This is a genomic window from Arthrobacter sp. NicSoilB8, from assembly GCF_019977355.1.
Taxonomy (GTDB): Bacteria; Actinomycetota; Actinomycetes; order Actinomycetales; family Micrococcaceae; genus Arthrobacter.
In genome coordinates this window covers 1,746,535-1,761,278 of sequence record NZ_AP024655.1, presented here as the reverse complement: position 1 = coordinate 1,761,278, position 14,744 = coordinate 1,746,535, and the positions used below count along the sequence as shown (strand labels likewise).

General features: G+C 65.8%; 12 protein-coding genes. 5 read left to right on the top strand and 7 right to left on the bottom strand.

From position 1 onward, the window contains the following. Positions 1 to 57: 57 nt before the first annotated feature. From LDO15_RS07855 to dinB, 6 genes are all read right to left on the bottom strand, one after another. Entirely contained in the window at positions 58 to 1,860 is a 1,803-nt protein-coding gene (locus tag LDO15_RS07855; RefSeq protein ID WP_223985670.1) for a penicillin-binding protein 2, read from the bottom strand. Between the two features lie 45 nt (positions 1,861 to 1,905). Beyond that, positions 1,906 to 2,595: a hypothetical protein gene (locus tag LDO15_RS07850; protein WP_223985667.1), complete on the bottom strand. Its 690-nt coding sequence runs from the start codon at positions 2,593 to 2,595 to the stop codon at positions 1,906 to 1,908. Beyond that, positions 2,592 to 3,590 carry a 16S rRNA (cytosine(1402)-N(4))-methyltransferase RsmH gene (rsmH, locus tag LDO15_RS07845; protein ID WP_223985664.1) on the bottom strand — a complete coding sequence of 333 codons (999 nt, stop codon included), beginning with the start codon at positions 3,588 to 3,590 and terminating at the stop codon, positions 2,592 to 2,594. Before rsmH ends, LDO15_RS07850 begins: the two co-directional genes overlap by 4 nt. Positions 3,591 to 3,787: 197 nt before the next feature. Beyond that, positions 3,788 to 4,216 carry a division/cell wall cluster transcriptional repressor MraZ gene (gene mraZ / locus LDO15_RS07840; RefSeq protein WP_090956633.1) on the bottom strand — a complete coding sequence of 143 codons (429 nt, stop codon included), beginning with the start codon at positions 4,214 to 4,216 and terminating at the stop codon, positions 3,788 to 3,790. Positions 4,217 to 4,617: 401 nt separating this feature from the next. After that, positions 4,618 to 4,989 (bottom strand): DUF3040 domain-containing protein, encoded by a 372-nt coding sequence (locus tag LDO15_RS07835; RefSeq protein ID WP_223985661.1) that lies wholly within the window; start codon positions 4,987 to 4,989, stop codon positions 4,618 to 4,620. A 303-nt stretch (positions 4,990 to 5,292) separates the two neighbouring features. After that, positions 5,293 to 6,453, bottom strand: coding sequence for a DNA polymerase IV (gene dinB / locus LDO15_RS07830; protein ID WP_223985659.1), 1,161 nt, complete (start codon positions 6,451 to 6,453; stop codon positions 5,293 to 5,295). 361 nt (positions 6,454 to 6,814) lie between these two features. Here dinB and LDO15_RS07825 point away from each other — a divergent pair, with 361 nt between their 5' ends. Beyond that, positions 6,815 to 7,342, top strand: coding sequence for a hypothetical protein (locus LDO15_RS07825; RefSeq protein ID WP_223985657.1), 528 nt, complete (start codon positions 6,815 to 6,817; stop codon positions 7,340 to 7,342). Continuing rightward, positions 7,339 to 8,433, top strand: coding sequence for a polyprenyl synthetase family protein (locus LDO15_RS07820; protein WP_223985655.1), 1,095 nt, complete (start codon positions 7,339 to 7,341; stop codon positions 8,431 to 8,433). The genes LDO15_RS07825 and LDO15_RS07820 overlap by 4 nt, the downstream gene beginning before the upstream one ends. A gap of 238 nt (positions 8,434 to 8,671) precedes the next feature. On the opposite strand, the gene LDO15_RS07815 is transcribed toward LDO15_RS07820, so the two are convergent. Continuing rightward, a complete protein-coding gene (locus LDO15_RS07815; protein WP_223985653.1) occupies positions 8,672 to 9,025 on the bottom strand; it encodes an Rv2175c family DNA-binding protein in 354 nt (117 codons plus the stop codon). A gap of 309 nt (positions 9,026 to 9,334) precedes the next feature. Here LDO15_RS07815 and LDO15_RS07810 point away from each other — a divergent pair, with 309 nt between their 5' ends. The 3 genes from LDO15_RS07810 (at position 9,335) to LDO15_RS07800 (ending at position 14,303) form a co-directional block, all read left to right on the top strand. Next, positions 9,335 to 10,738: a lytic transglycosylase domain-containing protein gene (locus LDO15_RS07810; protein WP_223985651.1), complete on the top strand. Its 1,404-nt coding sequence runs from the start codon at positions 9,335 to 9,337 to the stop codon at positions 10,736 to 10,738. Between the two features lie 119 nt (positions 10,739 to 10,857). Then, positions 10,858 to 13,038: a PASTA domain-containing protein gene (locus LDO15_RS07805; RefSeq protein ID WP_223985649.1), complete on the top strand. Its 2,181-nt coding sequence runs from the start codon at positions 10,858 to 10,860 to the stop codon at positions 13,036 to 13,038. A gap of 209 nt (positions 13,039 to 13,247) precedes the next feature. Next, positions 13,248 to 14,303, top strand: a complete 1,056-nt coding sequence (locus LDO15_RS07800; protein ID WP_223987194.1) for a DNA polymerase IV — start codon at positions 13,248 to 13,250, stop codon at positions 14,301 to 14,303. The last annotated feature ends 441 nt before the right edge of the window (positions 14,304 to 14,744 follow it).

The window sequence follows — 14,744 nt, the reverse complement described above, 5'->3', positions numbered from 1 at the left end:
GCAGGCACTGTGGTTGGGCGCCGGATTGTGACGTCCGGGTGCCGGGCGGAAAAGGGGCTACTTGGCGTACTGCGGCAGCCGGACGGGTTCGCCGGTGGAGGGCTGGACGTTGAACGTGCGCAGTGTCTGGCTCATCACCGAACGGAACACCGGTCCGTTGGTGATTCCGTAGATGCTTCCCTTGGGCCGTTGCAGGACCACCTCCACAATAAACCGCGGATCGTCCATGGGCGCCATTCCGATGATCGAGGCAGTAAAGCCGCAGAAGCCGGATTTGCCGTCATCGCAGGGCGATTCGGAGGTGCCCGTCTTGGCACCTACCCGGTACCCGTCGATCGCTGCCTCCTTGATCTCGCCTTCGGTCACGGCGCTCTCCAGGATGTCGCGGACCTGCTTCGCGGTCTCCTTGCTGACCACCTGCTGCGGGTCCTTGGCCGGGACTTTTTCCTCGGTTCCGTCCGGGTTGATGTAGCTGTCAATCAGCCGCGGCTGAAGCATCACGCCGTCGTTGGCGATGCTCTGGTAGGCCCGGACGGTCTGGAGGGTGGATTGGGCGACGCCCTGGCCGAAGAGCACGGTGTACTGCTGGCGGCCGTCCCATTGGTCGGCCGGAGTCAGGATGCCCTTGGACTCGGCCGGAAGGCCGATGTCGGGGGCGTCGCCGATGCCGAACTTCTGCAGCCAGCCATAGCGCTGTTCCTTGCTCAGGCGCTGGCCCACCATGACCGTCCCGGTATTCATGGAATAGCCGACGATGCCAGCCAGCGTCCGTTGCTCGGTGCCGTGTTCGAACGCGTCACTGAAGGTCTGCCCGTCCACGGTGTAGGTGGGCGGAATGGTGAAGGTATCCAGCGGGCTGGACTTCCCCTCTTCGATCACGGCCGCGGCCGTGATCATCTTCTCCACCGACCCCGGCTCGTAGGAGGCGGTGACGGCCCGGACGCCGCGGTCCTGGGCGGCAACCTTGCCGGGGTCGTTGGGATCCGGGGCGTCGGTGTCCGCCATGGCGATGATGTTGCCGGTCTTGGCGTCGGAGACCACGATCACGCCCCATTCGGCGCCGAGCTTGTCCTTCTGGCTTTGGATCGCCTGCTGGGAGAAGTACTGCAGGTCAGAGTTCAGCGTGAGCTTGATGTCTTTGCCGTTGATCGCCGGCGTCAGCTCGTCCACGCCCACAGGGATGCGCAGTCCGTCGGCGCCGATCTCGAACACGCGTTTGCCAGGCGTTCCCTTGAGGATCTCGTCCTGGGTCTGCTCGAGCCCCGCCTGCCCGGTGGTGCCGTCTTTGAGGAACCCGACAATTCCGCCGGCCACGGAACCGTTGGGATAGACCCGCTTGCTGGTGCCTTCGGTGACGATGCCGGGAATCTGCAGCTTGGAGACCTTGTCTTCGACGTCGGGCTTCAAATCCTTGGCCACGATGTAATACCGCTGGGTTCCGGTCAGGGCCTCGCGCAGCGCGTCCCGGTCCATGCCGAGCACGCCGGCCAGCTCGGAGATGCCCTGGTCCCTGGTGACCTTGACGAGTTCGTCCTTGCCATTGACGGTTTCGAGCCGGCGGAAGGAATCAGTCTTGGTGTTGACCGTCTGGTCCACCACGATGTTGTAGCGGATGACGCTGCTGGCCAGGACCGTACCGGAGGAATCGAGGATACTGCCGCGCTCCGCGGGCAGCTCGATCGGAGTGAGCCGGTTATTGAGCGCGGCTTCTGCCATGCCCCCGACGTCCAGCCCCTGGACCATGAACAGCTTGCCGCCGACCACCAGCAGGAGCGTCAGCATGATGCCGAGCCCCCAGCGGAGCCGCCGGGTGGCGTTTGGGGCTTTCGCCTTGCTTGCCTTGCCGGTGTTCTGCGCCACGGTGAGTCCTTGCTGCTTGCCTTGCTGGTGGTTGGTCAGTGAACGTTACTGCCCGGGCACCTTCTGTGCGGGGGCCGGCACCGATCCGCCGTGGAGTTCGACGGCGGGGGCTGCGGGCCGTGCGGGTGCGGCGTCTGCCGGAGCCGGCTTCGTGTCCGCCTGCTTCGTGTCCGCCTGCTTCGTGTCCGCCGTCGTGTCCGCCGCTTTGCGCTGGGCGAGCGGATCGTTTCCAGCGGCCGGCGGCACGACGGTGCGCTGCCCGGCGACGGCCGGTGCGGCGATGACGGCGCCCGGGGCGTCGCCCTTGACGGCTGGCTTGGCCTTGCCGGTGACGCTCAGGGTGGAGAGGTCGATCTGGCCCTTGGCGAGGGACGCCACCATGCCCAGTTCTGTGGCCTTGGCGGCGAGGTTCTGCGGGGCGTCGAAATTCTGCACCTGCTGGGTGAGGTCCTGATTCTGCTTGGTCAGGGTGGTCTGCTCACTGCGGAGCTGGACCAGCTGGTACTGCGCGGAGGAGACGGAGATGTTCAGCACCAGCACGGCCATGAGGGCAACCGCCAGGAGTCCGAAGCAGAGGACGACGAATGGCGCGCGGCGCTTGCGGGGTGCCGAGCGGACCAGCGACAGCGGAGTGCGTGACTTCCGGGCAGGACCGGTGCCGGGGCGGATGCCGGGCAGGGCGCGGGCAGTGGCGCCCTGGGCAACGGGATAGCTGTTGACTGCGGCGTTGCTCATGCTGCTCTCCTGGCTTTGATGCGTTCGACGGCGCGCAGCCGGGCGGAAGCTGCGCGGGGGTTTTCAGCGATTTCAGCGGCGGTGGGCACCTCGGTGCCCTTCGTCAGGGTTTTGAGTTCGGCTTTGTGCTCTTCGAGCTCGACCGGGAAGCCGAGCGGGGCGGAGGACTTCGATCCGGCTTGGAAGAAGCCCTTGACGATCTTGTCTTCAAGGGAGTGGTAGGACATGACCACGACGCGGCCGCCTACTGCGATGGCCTCGATCGCTGCCGGGATGGCACGCTCGAGCACGTCCAGTTCCTCGTTGACCTCGATCCGGAGTGCTTGGAACGTGCGCTTGGCGGGATGTCCGCCGGACTTGGCGGCACCCGCGGGCACCACGGAACGGATCTGTTCGACGAGTTCCCCGGTAGTGGTGAAGGGCTTGTCGGCGCGCGCGGCAACAATCCTGTTCGCGATGCGGCCGGCGAACTTTTCCTCGCCCCATTTCCGGATGATCCGGACAAGGTCCTCTTCGCTGTAGTTGTTGACGACGTCGGCCGCGGTCTGGCCGCGGCTCGTGTCCATTCGCATGTCCAGCGGGGCGTCAAAGGAGTAGGCGAAGCCGCGCTCCCGTTCGTCCAGTTGAAGGGAAGAGACGCCAAGGTCCATGAGCACACCGTGGACTTCGGTGAAGCCCAGGTCCTCAAGGACGTCCGGGATTTCGTCGTAGACGGCGTGGACAAGATCGATCCGGTCCGCGAAGGGCTTCAGCCGCTCCCCCGCCAAGGCCAGTGCCTCCTCGTCGCGGTCGATGCCGATCAGGTGAAGGTCTTCAAAACGCTGGAGGAGGGCCTCGGAATGGCCGCCCATGCCGAGCGTGGCATCGATGACCACCGGAGTCTCGCCTCTGCTCCGGGCAGCTTCGAAACCAGGGGCCAACAAATTGATGCACCGATCCTTGAGGACCGGTACATGGCGTTCGGACGTAGGCTTCGCCTGGTCGGGATCCGTCATGCCTTCGTCCTTTCGTTGGCGAGTTTGTTGGTTACGCGTAGCTGGCTGAGGCTCTTAAGCAACATTCCTTGGTCCAGATCCCCATCCGCGCCTACCCTGCGCCGGCCTGGCTCCGGGGAAGTGAGCCAGGACAGCAGCCGGATGGGCGGCTGGAGATCTCGATCAAGGAACGTTGTGTGCTGTTTATCGGCGGGAATTCAGAGAATCCCCGGGATTGCGTCGTCGGTCTCCGAGAAGGCGGTTTCCTTTTCGGCCAGGTACTCACTCCAGGCCTGGGCGTCCCAGATCTCCGCCCGGGACCCTGCGCCAATGACGGCGAGTTCCCGGCCTAGACCTGCGTACTCCCGGAGCGCCGGCGGAATCGTCACGCGCCCCTGCTTGTCAGGTACCTCGTCCGAGGCTCCAGAGAGGAAAACACGGATGTAGTCACGTGCTTGCTTGGAGGAAATTGGAGCCTCCCGCATCTGCTCGTGAACCCGGCCGAATTCCGCCTCACTGAAGACGTAGATGCAACGCTCCTGGCCTCTTGTGAGAACCAGCCCGCTTGCAAGTTCCTCGCGGAACTTCGCAGGGAGGATAATCCGACCTTTTTCGTCCAGACGTGGCGAATGTGTGCCGAGAAACACGGCCCACCGCCTGTCTGTTCTAGGAAGTCAAACGTCCCCTGCGCTGCCACTACCCTCTTACGCCCTCCACATTACTCCACATCGCTCCACAGTCAACGACACGCCCGGGATGTTTGGACAAATATGCGGATGTTAATCGCCTTTCTTCCCAGCATTTGCAAGGAGATGGGATTGGTGGGGGAAAGTGGAGCGCTTTTGAGTCCTTGCGGCGACCGCCGTCGCCGATCCAGGCTGCGGACCCTGCGCCGGCGCGAAAGAATTCCTCGGCGTGGCCCTGATTTGTCCCGGACAGGGGAAAATTGCCGCTTAAAAGGCGAAAGACCCGCCTAAGCGGGTCTCGAGCCGTCCCCCGGTGAACCGGTGGCGGGAAGTGGAGGTCTGCGAATCCCTCGTGGAGCAGTTTAAGGTTCGCCCCGGTGCCGTTCGTCCCAGCGCTGCTCAAGGTTGCTCATAAACGAACTCCGGGGTTTGCCCTGCTTGCGCCCGCCGGCTGCCTTGGCCTTGCCGACCGCCGAACTGCGCATTGTGGCGAAATACACGCCGGCGCCCATGACCACAAAGCCAAGAACCCCGACAAAGATGTTCTGCATAGACACACCCACTAGCAACAGCAGCACGCCTGCGAGAGTGGCGAGCACGCCGATGACGAGGTGGCGGGTGGACCAAGATCGCCCGGGGACCGATCCCATGGAACTGGCGAACTTGGGATCGTCTTCATGCAGCTGCTTCTCAAGTTGCTCCAGCAACTTCTGTTCGTGCTCCGAGAGCGGCATCACGACCTCCTCAAGTCTGCCATCGTCGTCTCATGACGTGGCCATTGCCCTAATCCCCTAACGCCCGGGATTCCGAAGTGGTTCCCCATCGCCGTCATTGGCGAAAAGGGGCAATTCAATAGTCCCGTGCCGGCCCTCAGCTCGCCGGATCTTTGCCTCAGCTGTCGATCCAGTCGTCCTAAACCTAGGTATTAATAAGGATAGATTGTCGCGGCCCGTTCTGAAAGACAGTCTTAAGGCCCTGTCCCGGCCCGCCGGGCCTTGACAGGGCCGTAAATTGAGGGCCGACAAGACCCTGCCGACTCATTCGGTGGTGGCCCCGGGATCCAGGAGCCGTGCGGGCAAAACTGATTTGTTGCCGAATTTCCGGGTGACCGCATCGAGGGCTTGTTCAGCGGCCCGCCAATTATCGTCCCGGCGGTCCAGGCTGAGCTGCAGCGGCGCGTCAGCGGCCTCTTCCAGCTGTTCCGCCCGGATGCCCACGAGCCGCACTGTCATGGGCCTGTCGCCCACGGATTCCAGGAGCTGTACTGCGACGGCGTAGAGCAGCTGGGCGCTGTCGATCGGGGTGCTCACGGTGCGGCTGCGGGTAATGGTGGAAAAATCCGCGTAGCGCAGCTTGAGCGCAATGGTGCGGGCATGCATGCCCGCACCGCGGAGGCGTTCGGCCGTCCGGTGCGAAAGCCGCAGCAGTTCCCGATGCAGCAGGGCGTCATCGGCGGTATCCGTGGCGAAGGTTTCCTCGGCCCCGATGCTCTTTTCCAGCCGGACGGGCGTCACGGGCCGCGGATCGATGCCCCACGAAAGCTGGTAGACATGCTCCCCCGCGGCACCTAGGAGCTTCCGGAGCGAGGGCAGGGGTGAGGCGGCGACATCAGCGACCGTGCGGATACCCCGCCGGGCAAGCACCTCTACCGTCTTGCCCCCTACTCCCCACAGCGCGCTGACGGGCAGGCTGTGCAGGTATGGGACCGTTTCCTCGGGCCGGATCAGGAGAAGTCCGTCGGGTTTGCAACGCGTCGACGCGATCTTGGCCACAAATTTGCTCGCCGCGATCCCCACCGACGCCGTGATTCCCAGTTCCCGGAAAACCCGTGCCCGGATCAGTTCTCCGATCTCACGCGGCGGACCGAGCCGCCGGATGGCTCCTCCGACGTCCAGGAAGGCCTCATCGACGCTGAGCGGCTCCACGAGATCGGTAATGGAACCAAAGATGGCCATGATCTGGCCGGACACTTCGTAGTAGAGCTTGTGGCGGGGCTCAATGATGACCGCTGAGGGGCACATGCGTGCCGCGACCACCATGGGCATCGCTGACCTGACACCGAATGCCCGGGCCTCGTAGGAGGCGGAGAGCACCACGGACCGGTCCGCCGGATAGCCCACAATCACGGGCTTCCCCTTCAGCTCGGGGCGGCTGCGCAGCTCCACCGAGACAAAGAACGCGTCCATGTCAACGTGCATGATGCTGCTGCGCCGGAGTTCCCGCAGGGATTCCTCGCTGAGCCGTCCGTGGGACGGAAGATCCGGTTGGCGAGAGTTCGGGAGACCAGGCTGGATATGGGGCCGCCCGGGCGTCTGGGGCTGCATATCGGCGCGCACAGTTGGCGGTACTCTCTGTTCTTCTCTCGGCCCTGCTTCCGGCCCTGCTTCCGGCCCTGCTTCCGGCCCTGCTTCCAGCCCTGCTTCCGGCACTGCTTCTGACTGTACTTCTGGCCGTACTCTCGGCTGTTTCTCTGCGTCCGGCCCCACGTCTTCAATCCTATGCCCGGGGACTGACTAAACTGGAGGCTGATTCCGCGTCAACACCAGGAGGAAAATCCCTGTGAAGGTATTTGGACAGCGCAAACGTGCCGCAGCGGCCATCGCGGCGGCGGCCACGTTATTGGCCTTGGCCGCATGCACGCCTGCCAGCACCGGGACCCCGGGGGCGTCGTCGGCGTCGACCTCGTCCGCATCGCCGCAGTCCTCCACCACCGCTCCCCCAAGCCCTTCTGCGGAGCCCGGCACTTCGGCCACGGTCGGCGCCCTGGTCCCCGGTTTCCCGCAGGCCCTGCTGCCGCTCATGCCCGGGGCCAAGGTGGTGTCCAGCAGTTTTGACAAGACCACCGTGCCGGCCACCGTGGCACTCGTCGGCAGCATCACCGGCCCCGCCGCCAATGTTTTGGCCTTCTATACCAAGGCGCTGGAGGCACAGGGCTTCAAGGCCGTACCGGGTGAAACCGTTGGCACCGTGCCCTCCAAAGACTTCCTCCGCGGGGACAACGAAACCGTGAACATCTCCGTGATGGAGACAACAGGAGTGTCCACTTTCACGATCGGCGCGAACGTCGCTGCCGAGTCCGTCAAGTGACTCTCGCCGAACAGCTGCGGCTCGAGCAGGCAGCCTTCGTGGCCGCCGTCGCCGGCAAGCTCACAGATTTCCTGACCACGCGCCAGGCTGTCATGTCCTCAATCTCACAGGACATCGATCCGCTCATGGGCTCGATCTCGAACCTGGTCACGGGTGGAAAGCGCCTCCGGGCCCTCATGTGCTACTGGGGCTGGCGCGGCGCCGGCGGTGAGGCCGGAGCGGCCGAGGTGGTGACTGCCGGCTCGGCCCTCGAGCTGTTCCAGGCCGCGGCCCTGATCCACGATGACATCATTGACCGCTCGGATACCCGCCGGGGCGGCCCCAGCGTCCACCGCCGCTTCAGCGAACTGCACGAGACGCAGGGCTGGGCGCTGGACAGCGAACGGTTCGGCCACGCGGCCGCCATCCTGACCGGGGACCTCTGCTTGTCCTTCAGCGAGGAATCCTTCACGGAAATCGGCCACCGTGCGGCCTCCGGCAGCCCGGCACGGCTGATCTTCAACCTCATGCGAGCCGAGGTGATGGCCGGGCAGTACCTGGATATCCTGGAGGAAGTTGCCGGGCCCCGGCGGGACCGGGCAGGCGCGGTCAGCCGGGCCCAATCCATTATCAGGTTCAAATCGGCCAAGTACTCCACGGAGCATCCGCTCGCGCTCGGCGGCGCCCTGGCCGGCGCCGGCGACGAGCTGCTGCGCGGCTATTCCGCCTTCGCACTGCCGCTGGGTGAGGCGTTCCAGCTGCGGGACGACGTCCTTGGCGTCTTCGGCGACCCCGTCACTACCGGAAAACCTGCCGGGGACGATCTGCGCGAGGGCAAGCGCACGGTTCTGGTGGCATTTGCCCTGGATCAGGCCGCGCCGGCCGAATCGGAGTTCATCGACGCCAAGCTGGGCAGCCCCGATCTCAGCGATGCGGACATTGAGGAGATCCGGCGGATCATCGTGGACTGCGGCGCGCTGCAGGCCACTGAGGTCCTGATAGATGAGTTCGGGAAGGCGGCCTTCGCCGCCCTGGACCTCCTGCCGCTGGAGGAGCTGCCCAAGACGGCGCTCCGCAAGCTGGCAGAGGCAACTGTCAGCCGCGCCGCCTGACCCAAACATCCGGGGCACCCGGCCCTGCAGACAGGCCGGGCGCCCGCAACCGGGCAGGACTCCCGGCTTGCGAAACCAATATGCGAAGGCAGCGCGCGAAAAGCAGAACGAAAACACCGCGGGCCGTGTACAGCGCATGCGCTGTACACGGCCCGCAAACGGCACGTCTTAGGGGTGCTGCCGGCTGTCATTGCCGCCGGCAGGCTTCCTACCAGCCGGTTTCCTACCAGCCGGTTTCCTACCAGGCCAGGGACTGTGCCCTGCGGCGGATTTCGGTCTTGCGCCCTTCCCGCAGGGCGTCGATCGGCCGGCCGCGGAGGGACTCGTCCGGGGTGAAGAGCCAGGTAATCAGTTCCTCGTCCGAGTATCCGGCGTCGGAAAGGACAATGATGGTGCCCTTCAGGCTCTCCACTGCGTGGCCGTCCTGGATGAAAGCCGCCGGTATGGACCGGATGCGCCGGTCACCGATTCTCAGGGCCGCCAGTGCACGCTCGTCCAGAAGTGCATGGACCTTGGTAATAGATACGTTCAGAAGCTGTGCGACATCGGGCAGGGGCAGCCATTCGCCCACGAGGCTTTCTACATTACTCACGGGATAAAGATTGCCACGCCCGATGCCCCGGCGCCTAGTCGGCGGCCGTGGAAATGACGGCCGCGGCCGCAGGCGCGCCGGTCCTCCGGGGAATGCCCTCCGGTCCATCAGGGACTCTGCCGGGACGCCGGCCGGCCGACACTCCGCCGAAAACGGCTTTACGGAATATCAAACGGTTCTTGTGCTAATTGCCAATTCATGAGACATTCACTTAGATCACATTTGTAACAGCAATAACTTTTGTCACACTGGTAACACCAGTTGTACCGGCCTGACCGCAGCGTTGCCGCTGAGAAGAGGATCTTTCCAATGACAACCTCACGTTCGCCACAGCATCACCCGAGGCCCAGCCTGCCGCTGATCGCGGCGACGACGGCGGCGCTTCCCGCCGTCGTGCTTTCCTCCCTGGCGATCGCCCAGCCTGCCGCGGCCGAATCGCGTGCGCGCGCTATCCCGGCAACCCTCGCGGCGGCCATGCGGGCCCAGGCCACTGCGGACGTGGCAACGTCCCTGAAGGCTGCAGTGATCCCCGCGGCGTCCGTGCCGGCAACCCTGCCCGCGGCGTTGCGTCCGGCGAAGCCGGCCGTTCCCGCCGAATACACGATCGCCCGCGGCGACACCATCAGCGCCGTGGCCGGCCGGTACGGCCTGGACACCTACGCCGTGCTCAAGCTGAACAAGCTGCAGGCGAACACCATCATCTACCCGGGGCAGAAGATCAAGCTCACAGGCTCGGCGACGACGCCGGCGGCTCCGGCCGCACCGGCGAGTTCCGCTTCTGTCACGACCGCTTCTGTTAATTCCGCCGGTGGCGGAAGCCGCGTCTACGTCGTGAAGGCAGGCGACACCCTGGGCGCCATCGCGGCCCGCCACGGCGTCGGGCTTTCCGAGGTCTTCAAGTGGAACGGGCTCAATATGGGCTCCATCATCTACCCCGGCCAGAAGGTCAAGGTCGGCGGCGGCTCCAGCGCTCCGGCTCCGTCCGCTCCCGCGGCGACCACGACGGCACCCGCAACGCCGTCGACGTCGGCCGCATCCGGTTCCTACACCATCAAGGCCGGCGACACCCTCTCCGGCATCGCGGCACGCAACGGCGTCCGGCTCTCGGACATTCTGTCCGCCAACCGGCTGACGATGTCCAGCATCATCTACCCGGGGCAGAAGCTCGCCATCCCCGGCGCATCGACGATCGCACCCGCGTCAAGCAATCCTGCTGCGACCACGCCGCTTGTGCCCAGCACGTTCCTCGGGTTCAGCTACCCGGCAGCCGTGGTCAGCTCGGCCAACCAGAACAAGGCCCTGCTCAACGCTTCTCCGGTCCCCACCCGCGAGCAGATGAAGTCCATTGTGGCGGACACGGCACGGCGCATGGGCTTGGACTCCAGCCTGGCCCTGGCCTTCGCGCTCCAGGAATCCGGCTTCGACCAGCGGGCGGTGTCCCCGGCCAATGCCATCGGCACCATGCAGGTCATCCCGTCCTCCGGCGAGTGGGCCTCGGACCTCGTGGGCCGCAAGCTGAACCTGCTGGATCCGTATGACAACGCCACGGCAGGCGTCGCGATCATCCGCCAGCTGGTCGGCACGAGCCCCGACCTGGACAGCGCCATTGCCGGCTATTACCAGGGCCAGTACTCGGTCAGCCAGAACGGCATGTTTGAGGACACCAAGGCGTACGTGGCCTCCATCAAGGCCAACCGGCAGCTGTTCCGCTAACCGGACACCGGCACCAAATACTGCTCCACCACAGGCTCCAGCACAGCGGAGCGTGACGCTACGGGCCCGGATCGCATGTTGATTCGGGCCCGTTTCTGTCCAGCGACTACGATTGTAAGGTGCAGGAATACGTGTCGGACGCTCTCGTCGGGAACCTGGTGGACAACCGCTACCAGGTTCAATCCAGGCTTGCCCGCGGCGGGATGTCCACCGTGTACCTCGCCACGGACCAGCGCCTTGAGCGCGATGTCGCGCTGAAAGTGCTGCACCCCCATCTTGCCGACGACCCCCAGTTCCTGGACCGGCTGGGGCGCGAAGCCAAAGCGGCCGCCCGGCTCTCCCACCCCCACGTAGTGGGCGTCCTGGACCAGGGCGAGGACGGGCGCCTCGCCTACCTCGTCATGGAGTACATCAAGGGACACACGCTGCGGGACGTCCTCAATGACAAGGGTGCCCTGTCACCGCGGCTGGCCCTGGCGCTGATCGACCCGGTGGTTGAGGGCCTGGGCGCCGCGCACGCCGCCGGAATGATCCACCGGGACATCAAGCCGGAAAACGTCCTAATCGCCGACGACGGGCGGATCAAGCTCGGCGACTTCGGACTGGCACGCGCCATCTCGACGTCAACGAGCACCGGCGCCCTGATCGGGACCGTCGCCTACCTCTCCCCCGAGCTCGTCCTGGGCAAGCAGGCTGATGCCCGCAGCGACATCTACTCGGTGGGGATCATGCTCTACGAAATGATCACCGGCCGTCAGCCGTTCGACGGCGAGGTGCCCATCCAGGTCGCCTACCAGCACGTCAATTCCACCGTGGACGCCCCCTCCGCGGAGGTGCCGGGGCTGGCCGCGGAAATCGACGAACTCGTGCAATGGTGCACGGACAGGGACCCTGACAAGCGCCCCGTCGACGGGAACGCGCTCCTGAGCGAACTCCGGCACATCAGGACCAACCTCAGCGACGCCGAACTCGACCTCCAGCCGCCGGCCGCGGTTCGCAGCGCGCTGCCCGCCGTGGCCGCCCCGCCGGCCCGCCCGCCCGGCGGCCCGGTCCCGGCGTCGGACGCGCGGGAAACCGCCTATGTGCCAGCTCCTTCTGAAATGCCCACCGAAACGTACGGCAGGTTCCAGCAGCCCACCGAGGCGGTCGGCAGCCTGCAACGGCCCACCGAAATGATCGCCCGCAACAACGGCAACCCGACCACGGTGATGTCCAGTGCCCCGCAGCGTCCTGCCTACGGACCGTTGTCCGCTCCGGACGAGGCGGCCTACCGGAGCCCTGCCGGGTACGACGATGCCGGCGAGGTTGCGGTTGCCCCCAGCAAGCGTGCCCAGCGCAAGCTGGACCGGGACGAGGAGAAGGCGCGCCAGCGCGCCGCTGCCACGCCCACCAAGACCCTGCACGAAGGAAACCCCCGACGCCGCGGGCTGCTGTGGATTGTCCTGCTCGTGGTCGCGGCGCTGCTCGCCGCCGTCGCCGGCTGGTTCTTCGGCATGGGGCCGGGCTCGCCCGGAACGATTCCCCCGGTGGCCAACAAGACGGTTGCCGAGGCCCAGGACCTGCTCCGCACGGCTGGGTTCCAATCGACCGTCAAGGACGTGTTCGATGACAACGTTTCGCCGGGCCTCGTGGTCGGCTCAGAGCCGACTGCCGGCGAGGTCATCCGGAAATTCCAGCCCGTCTCACTTGCCGTCTCCAAGGGCCCGCAGCTGTTCCCGCTGCCGGAGCTCACCGGAAAGACCCTGGATGAGGCCAAAACCGCCCTCAACGGCGCCGAGATGGCTCTCGGCCCGATTACCGAGACGTTCGACGAGTCGGCGCCCGCCGGGACTGTCCTGGCCCAGGCGCCGCGCAGTGGAAACCCCGTCAAGCACGGGACGCCCGTGGCCCTGACGGTCTCCAAGGGCCCGCAGCCCATTCCGGTTCCGGATGTGCGCGGCCAGGAGCAGGGTGCCGCGGTCAAGGCCCTCGAGGCTGCCGGCCTGAAGGCCGTGGTCTCCCCGGAGACCGTCAATGACCGGAGCGTCCCGAAGGGCGCTGTGGTGGCTCAGGACCCGGCCTCCGGCAACCTGACCAAGGGCGGCTCGGTCACCCTCATCATCTCCAAGGGCCCGAGGCTCGTCGAGGTGCCAAGCTTCATCGGGAAACAAGCCTCGGAAGCCCAGAAAGCCCTCGAGGAACTCGGCTTCAAGGTCCAGGTCGACAATATCCTGGGCGGCTTCTTCGGCACCGTCCGCGCCCAGGATCCGGTGAACACGAGCGTCCCGGAAGGCTCGGTCGTCACGCTGACCGTGGTCTGACCGAAGTCGTCGCTCCGCCTAAAGCCGGCTCACCGCACAAAATAGCTCCGCCAGGCTGACCCGACATACTCGGGGCCCGCGTCTGCCATGGCCGCGATCACTCGCAGCGGCTTATTCGAGGCCGCCGGCGCAGCGGCCAGGCTCTGTGGAGAGCCGGTGCTTGTCTGGGATGTTTAGGGCAGACTGGTGGCGTGAGCGGAATCCGGTGGGTGCTGCACGTCGATCTCGACCAGTTCATCGCGGCGGTCGAAGTGCTCCGGCGGCCGGAGCTTGCGGGCAAGCCGATCATTGTCGGCGGTCGGGGCGACCCCACGGAACGGGCTGTGGTGTCGACCGCATCCTACGAAGCCAGGGCATTCGGCGTGGGTTCCGGAATGCCCCTCCGCATTGCGGCCCGGAAGGTGCCCGACGCTGTGATCCTGCCCGTCGACCACGAGGCTTACCTCGCGGCGTCTGAAACGGTGATGGCTACACTGCGCGCCCAGCCCGGTGCTACCGTGCAGGTGCTGGGTTGGGATGAAGCCTTTATCGGCATTGAGACAGAGAATCCGGAAGCCTACGCCCGGCAGGTGCAGGCCGCTGTCCTGGAGCGAACGCAGCTGCATTGCAGTGTGGGCATCGGCGACACCTTGGTCCGAGCCAAGGTCGCCACCGGTTTCGGCAAGCCGGCCGGCGTCTTCCGTCTCACTGCCGGGAACTGGCTAGACGTCATGGGCAGTCGGCCCACCAAGGACCTGTGGGGCGTCGGAGCCAAAGTGTCGGGCCGACTGGCCAAGCTGGGCATCAACACAGTCGCCGAGCTCGCCGCATCCGACCCCCAAGACCTGGTCCCGGAGTTCGGCCCCAAGATGGGTCCTTGGTACGCGGAGCTCGGCCGCGGGGACGGTGCCAGCGTTGTGGACGACACCCCATGGGTTGCCCACGGGCATAGCCGGGAGACCACCTTCCAGCGGGACCTGACCGAGCCCTCCCAGGTGGACGGCGCCGTCAGGGAGCTGACAGCGCATGTCCTGGAGGATGTTGCTGCCGAAGGACGGCCCGTGGTTGGGCTGACCCTCAAGGTTCGGTACGCGCCGTTCGTCACCAAAACCCTCACGAGGAAGATTCCCGAAACGTCCGACCCGAACGAAATCCTCACGCGGGCCCTGGACCTCGCGGCCGGAATCGAAGCGGGCCGTCCGATCCGACTCCTGGGCCTGCGGGCCGAAATGACAATGCCAGACGATGCCCGAAAAGGACATACGCCCACGCGCGGCGGTTGGTGACGGCGTCGCTGGTCTGAGCTGCCGCCTCCGTCCCGTTTGGGGAACGGGCTTCCCGGGCCGAACACTTTGGCGGGGCTCAACTCCGATCCGGGGAGGTGCCAACCTGGTGTTCCCGAGGGCGTCGGCAGCCACGCCTCCGGTGGTGAATCAGTGCGCTAATGCCCTCCAGGACGACTAGGGGCGACCTAAGGGACGCGGAGCCCACCCCACGGTAGGGGCTTTTTCATGACGACCCGCGACCACGCGTCCAAGCCGTGCTCATTTTCTGCCTGCACGATCCGGCGAATGCCCGGGGACCACTGACATTCGGGTATCCGGACGAAGCCCAAACGCGCGTAGCAGGGGGCATTCCACGGGACCTCTTCAAAGGTCGTCAAGGTCATCCCCGGAAGCAGTCGGCCCACGGCCCAGCCAGCCATTTCAACCGCTCATTCCCGCACA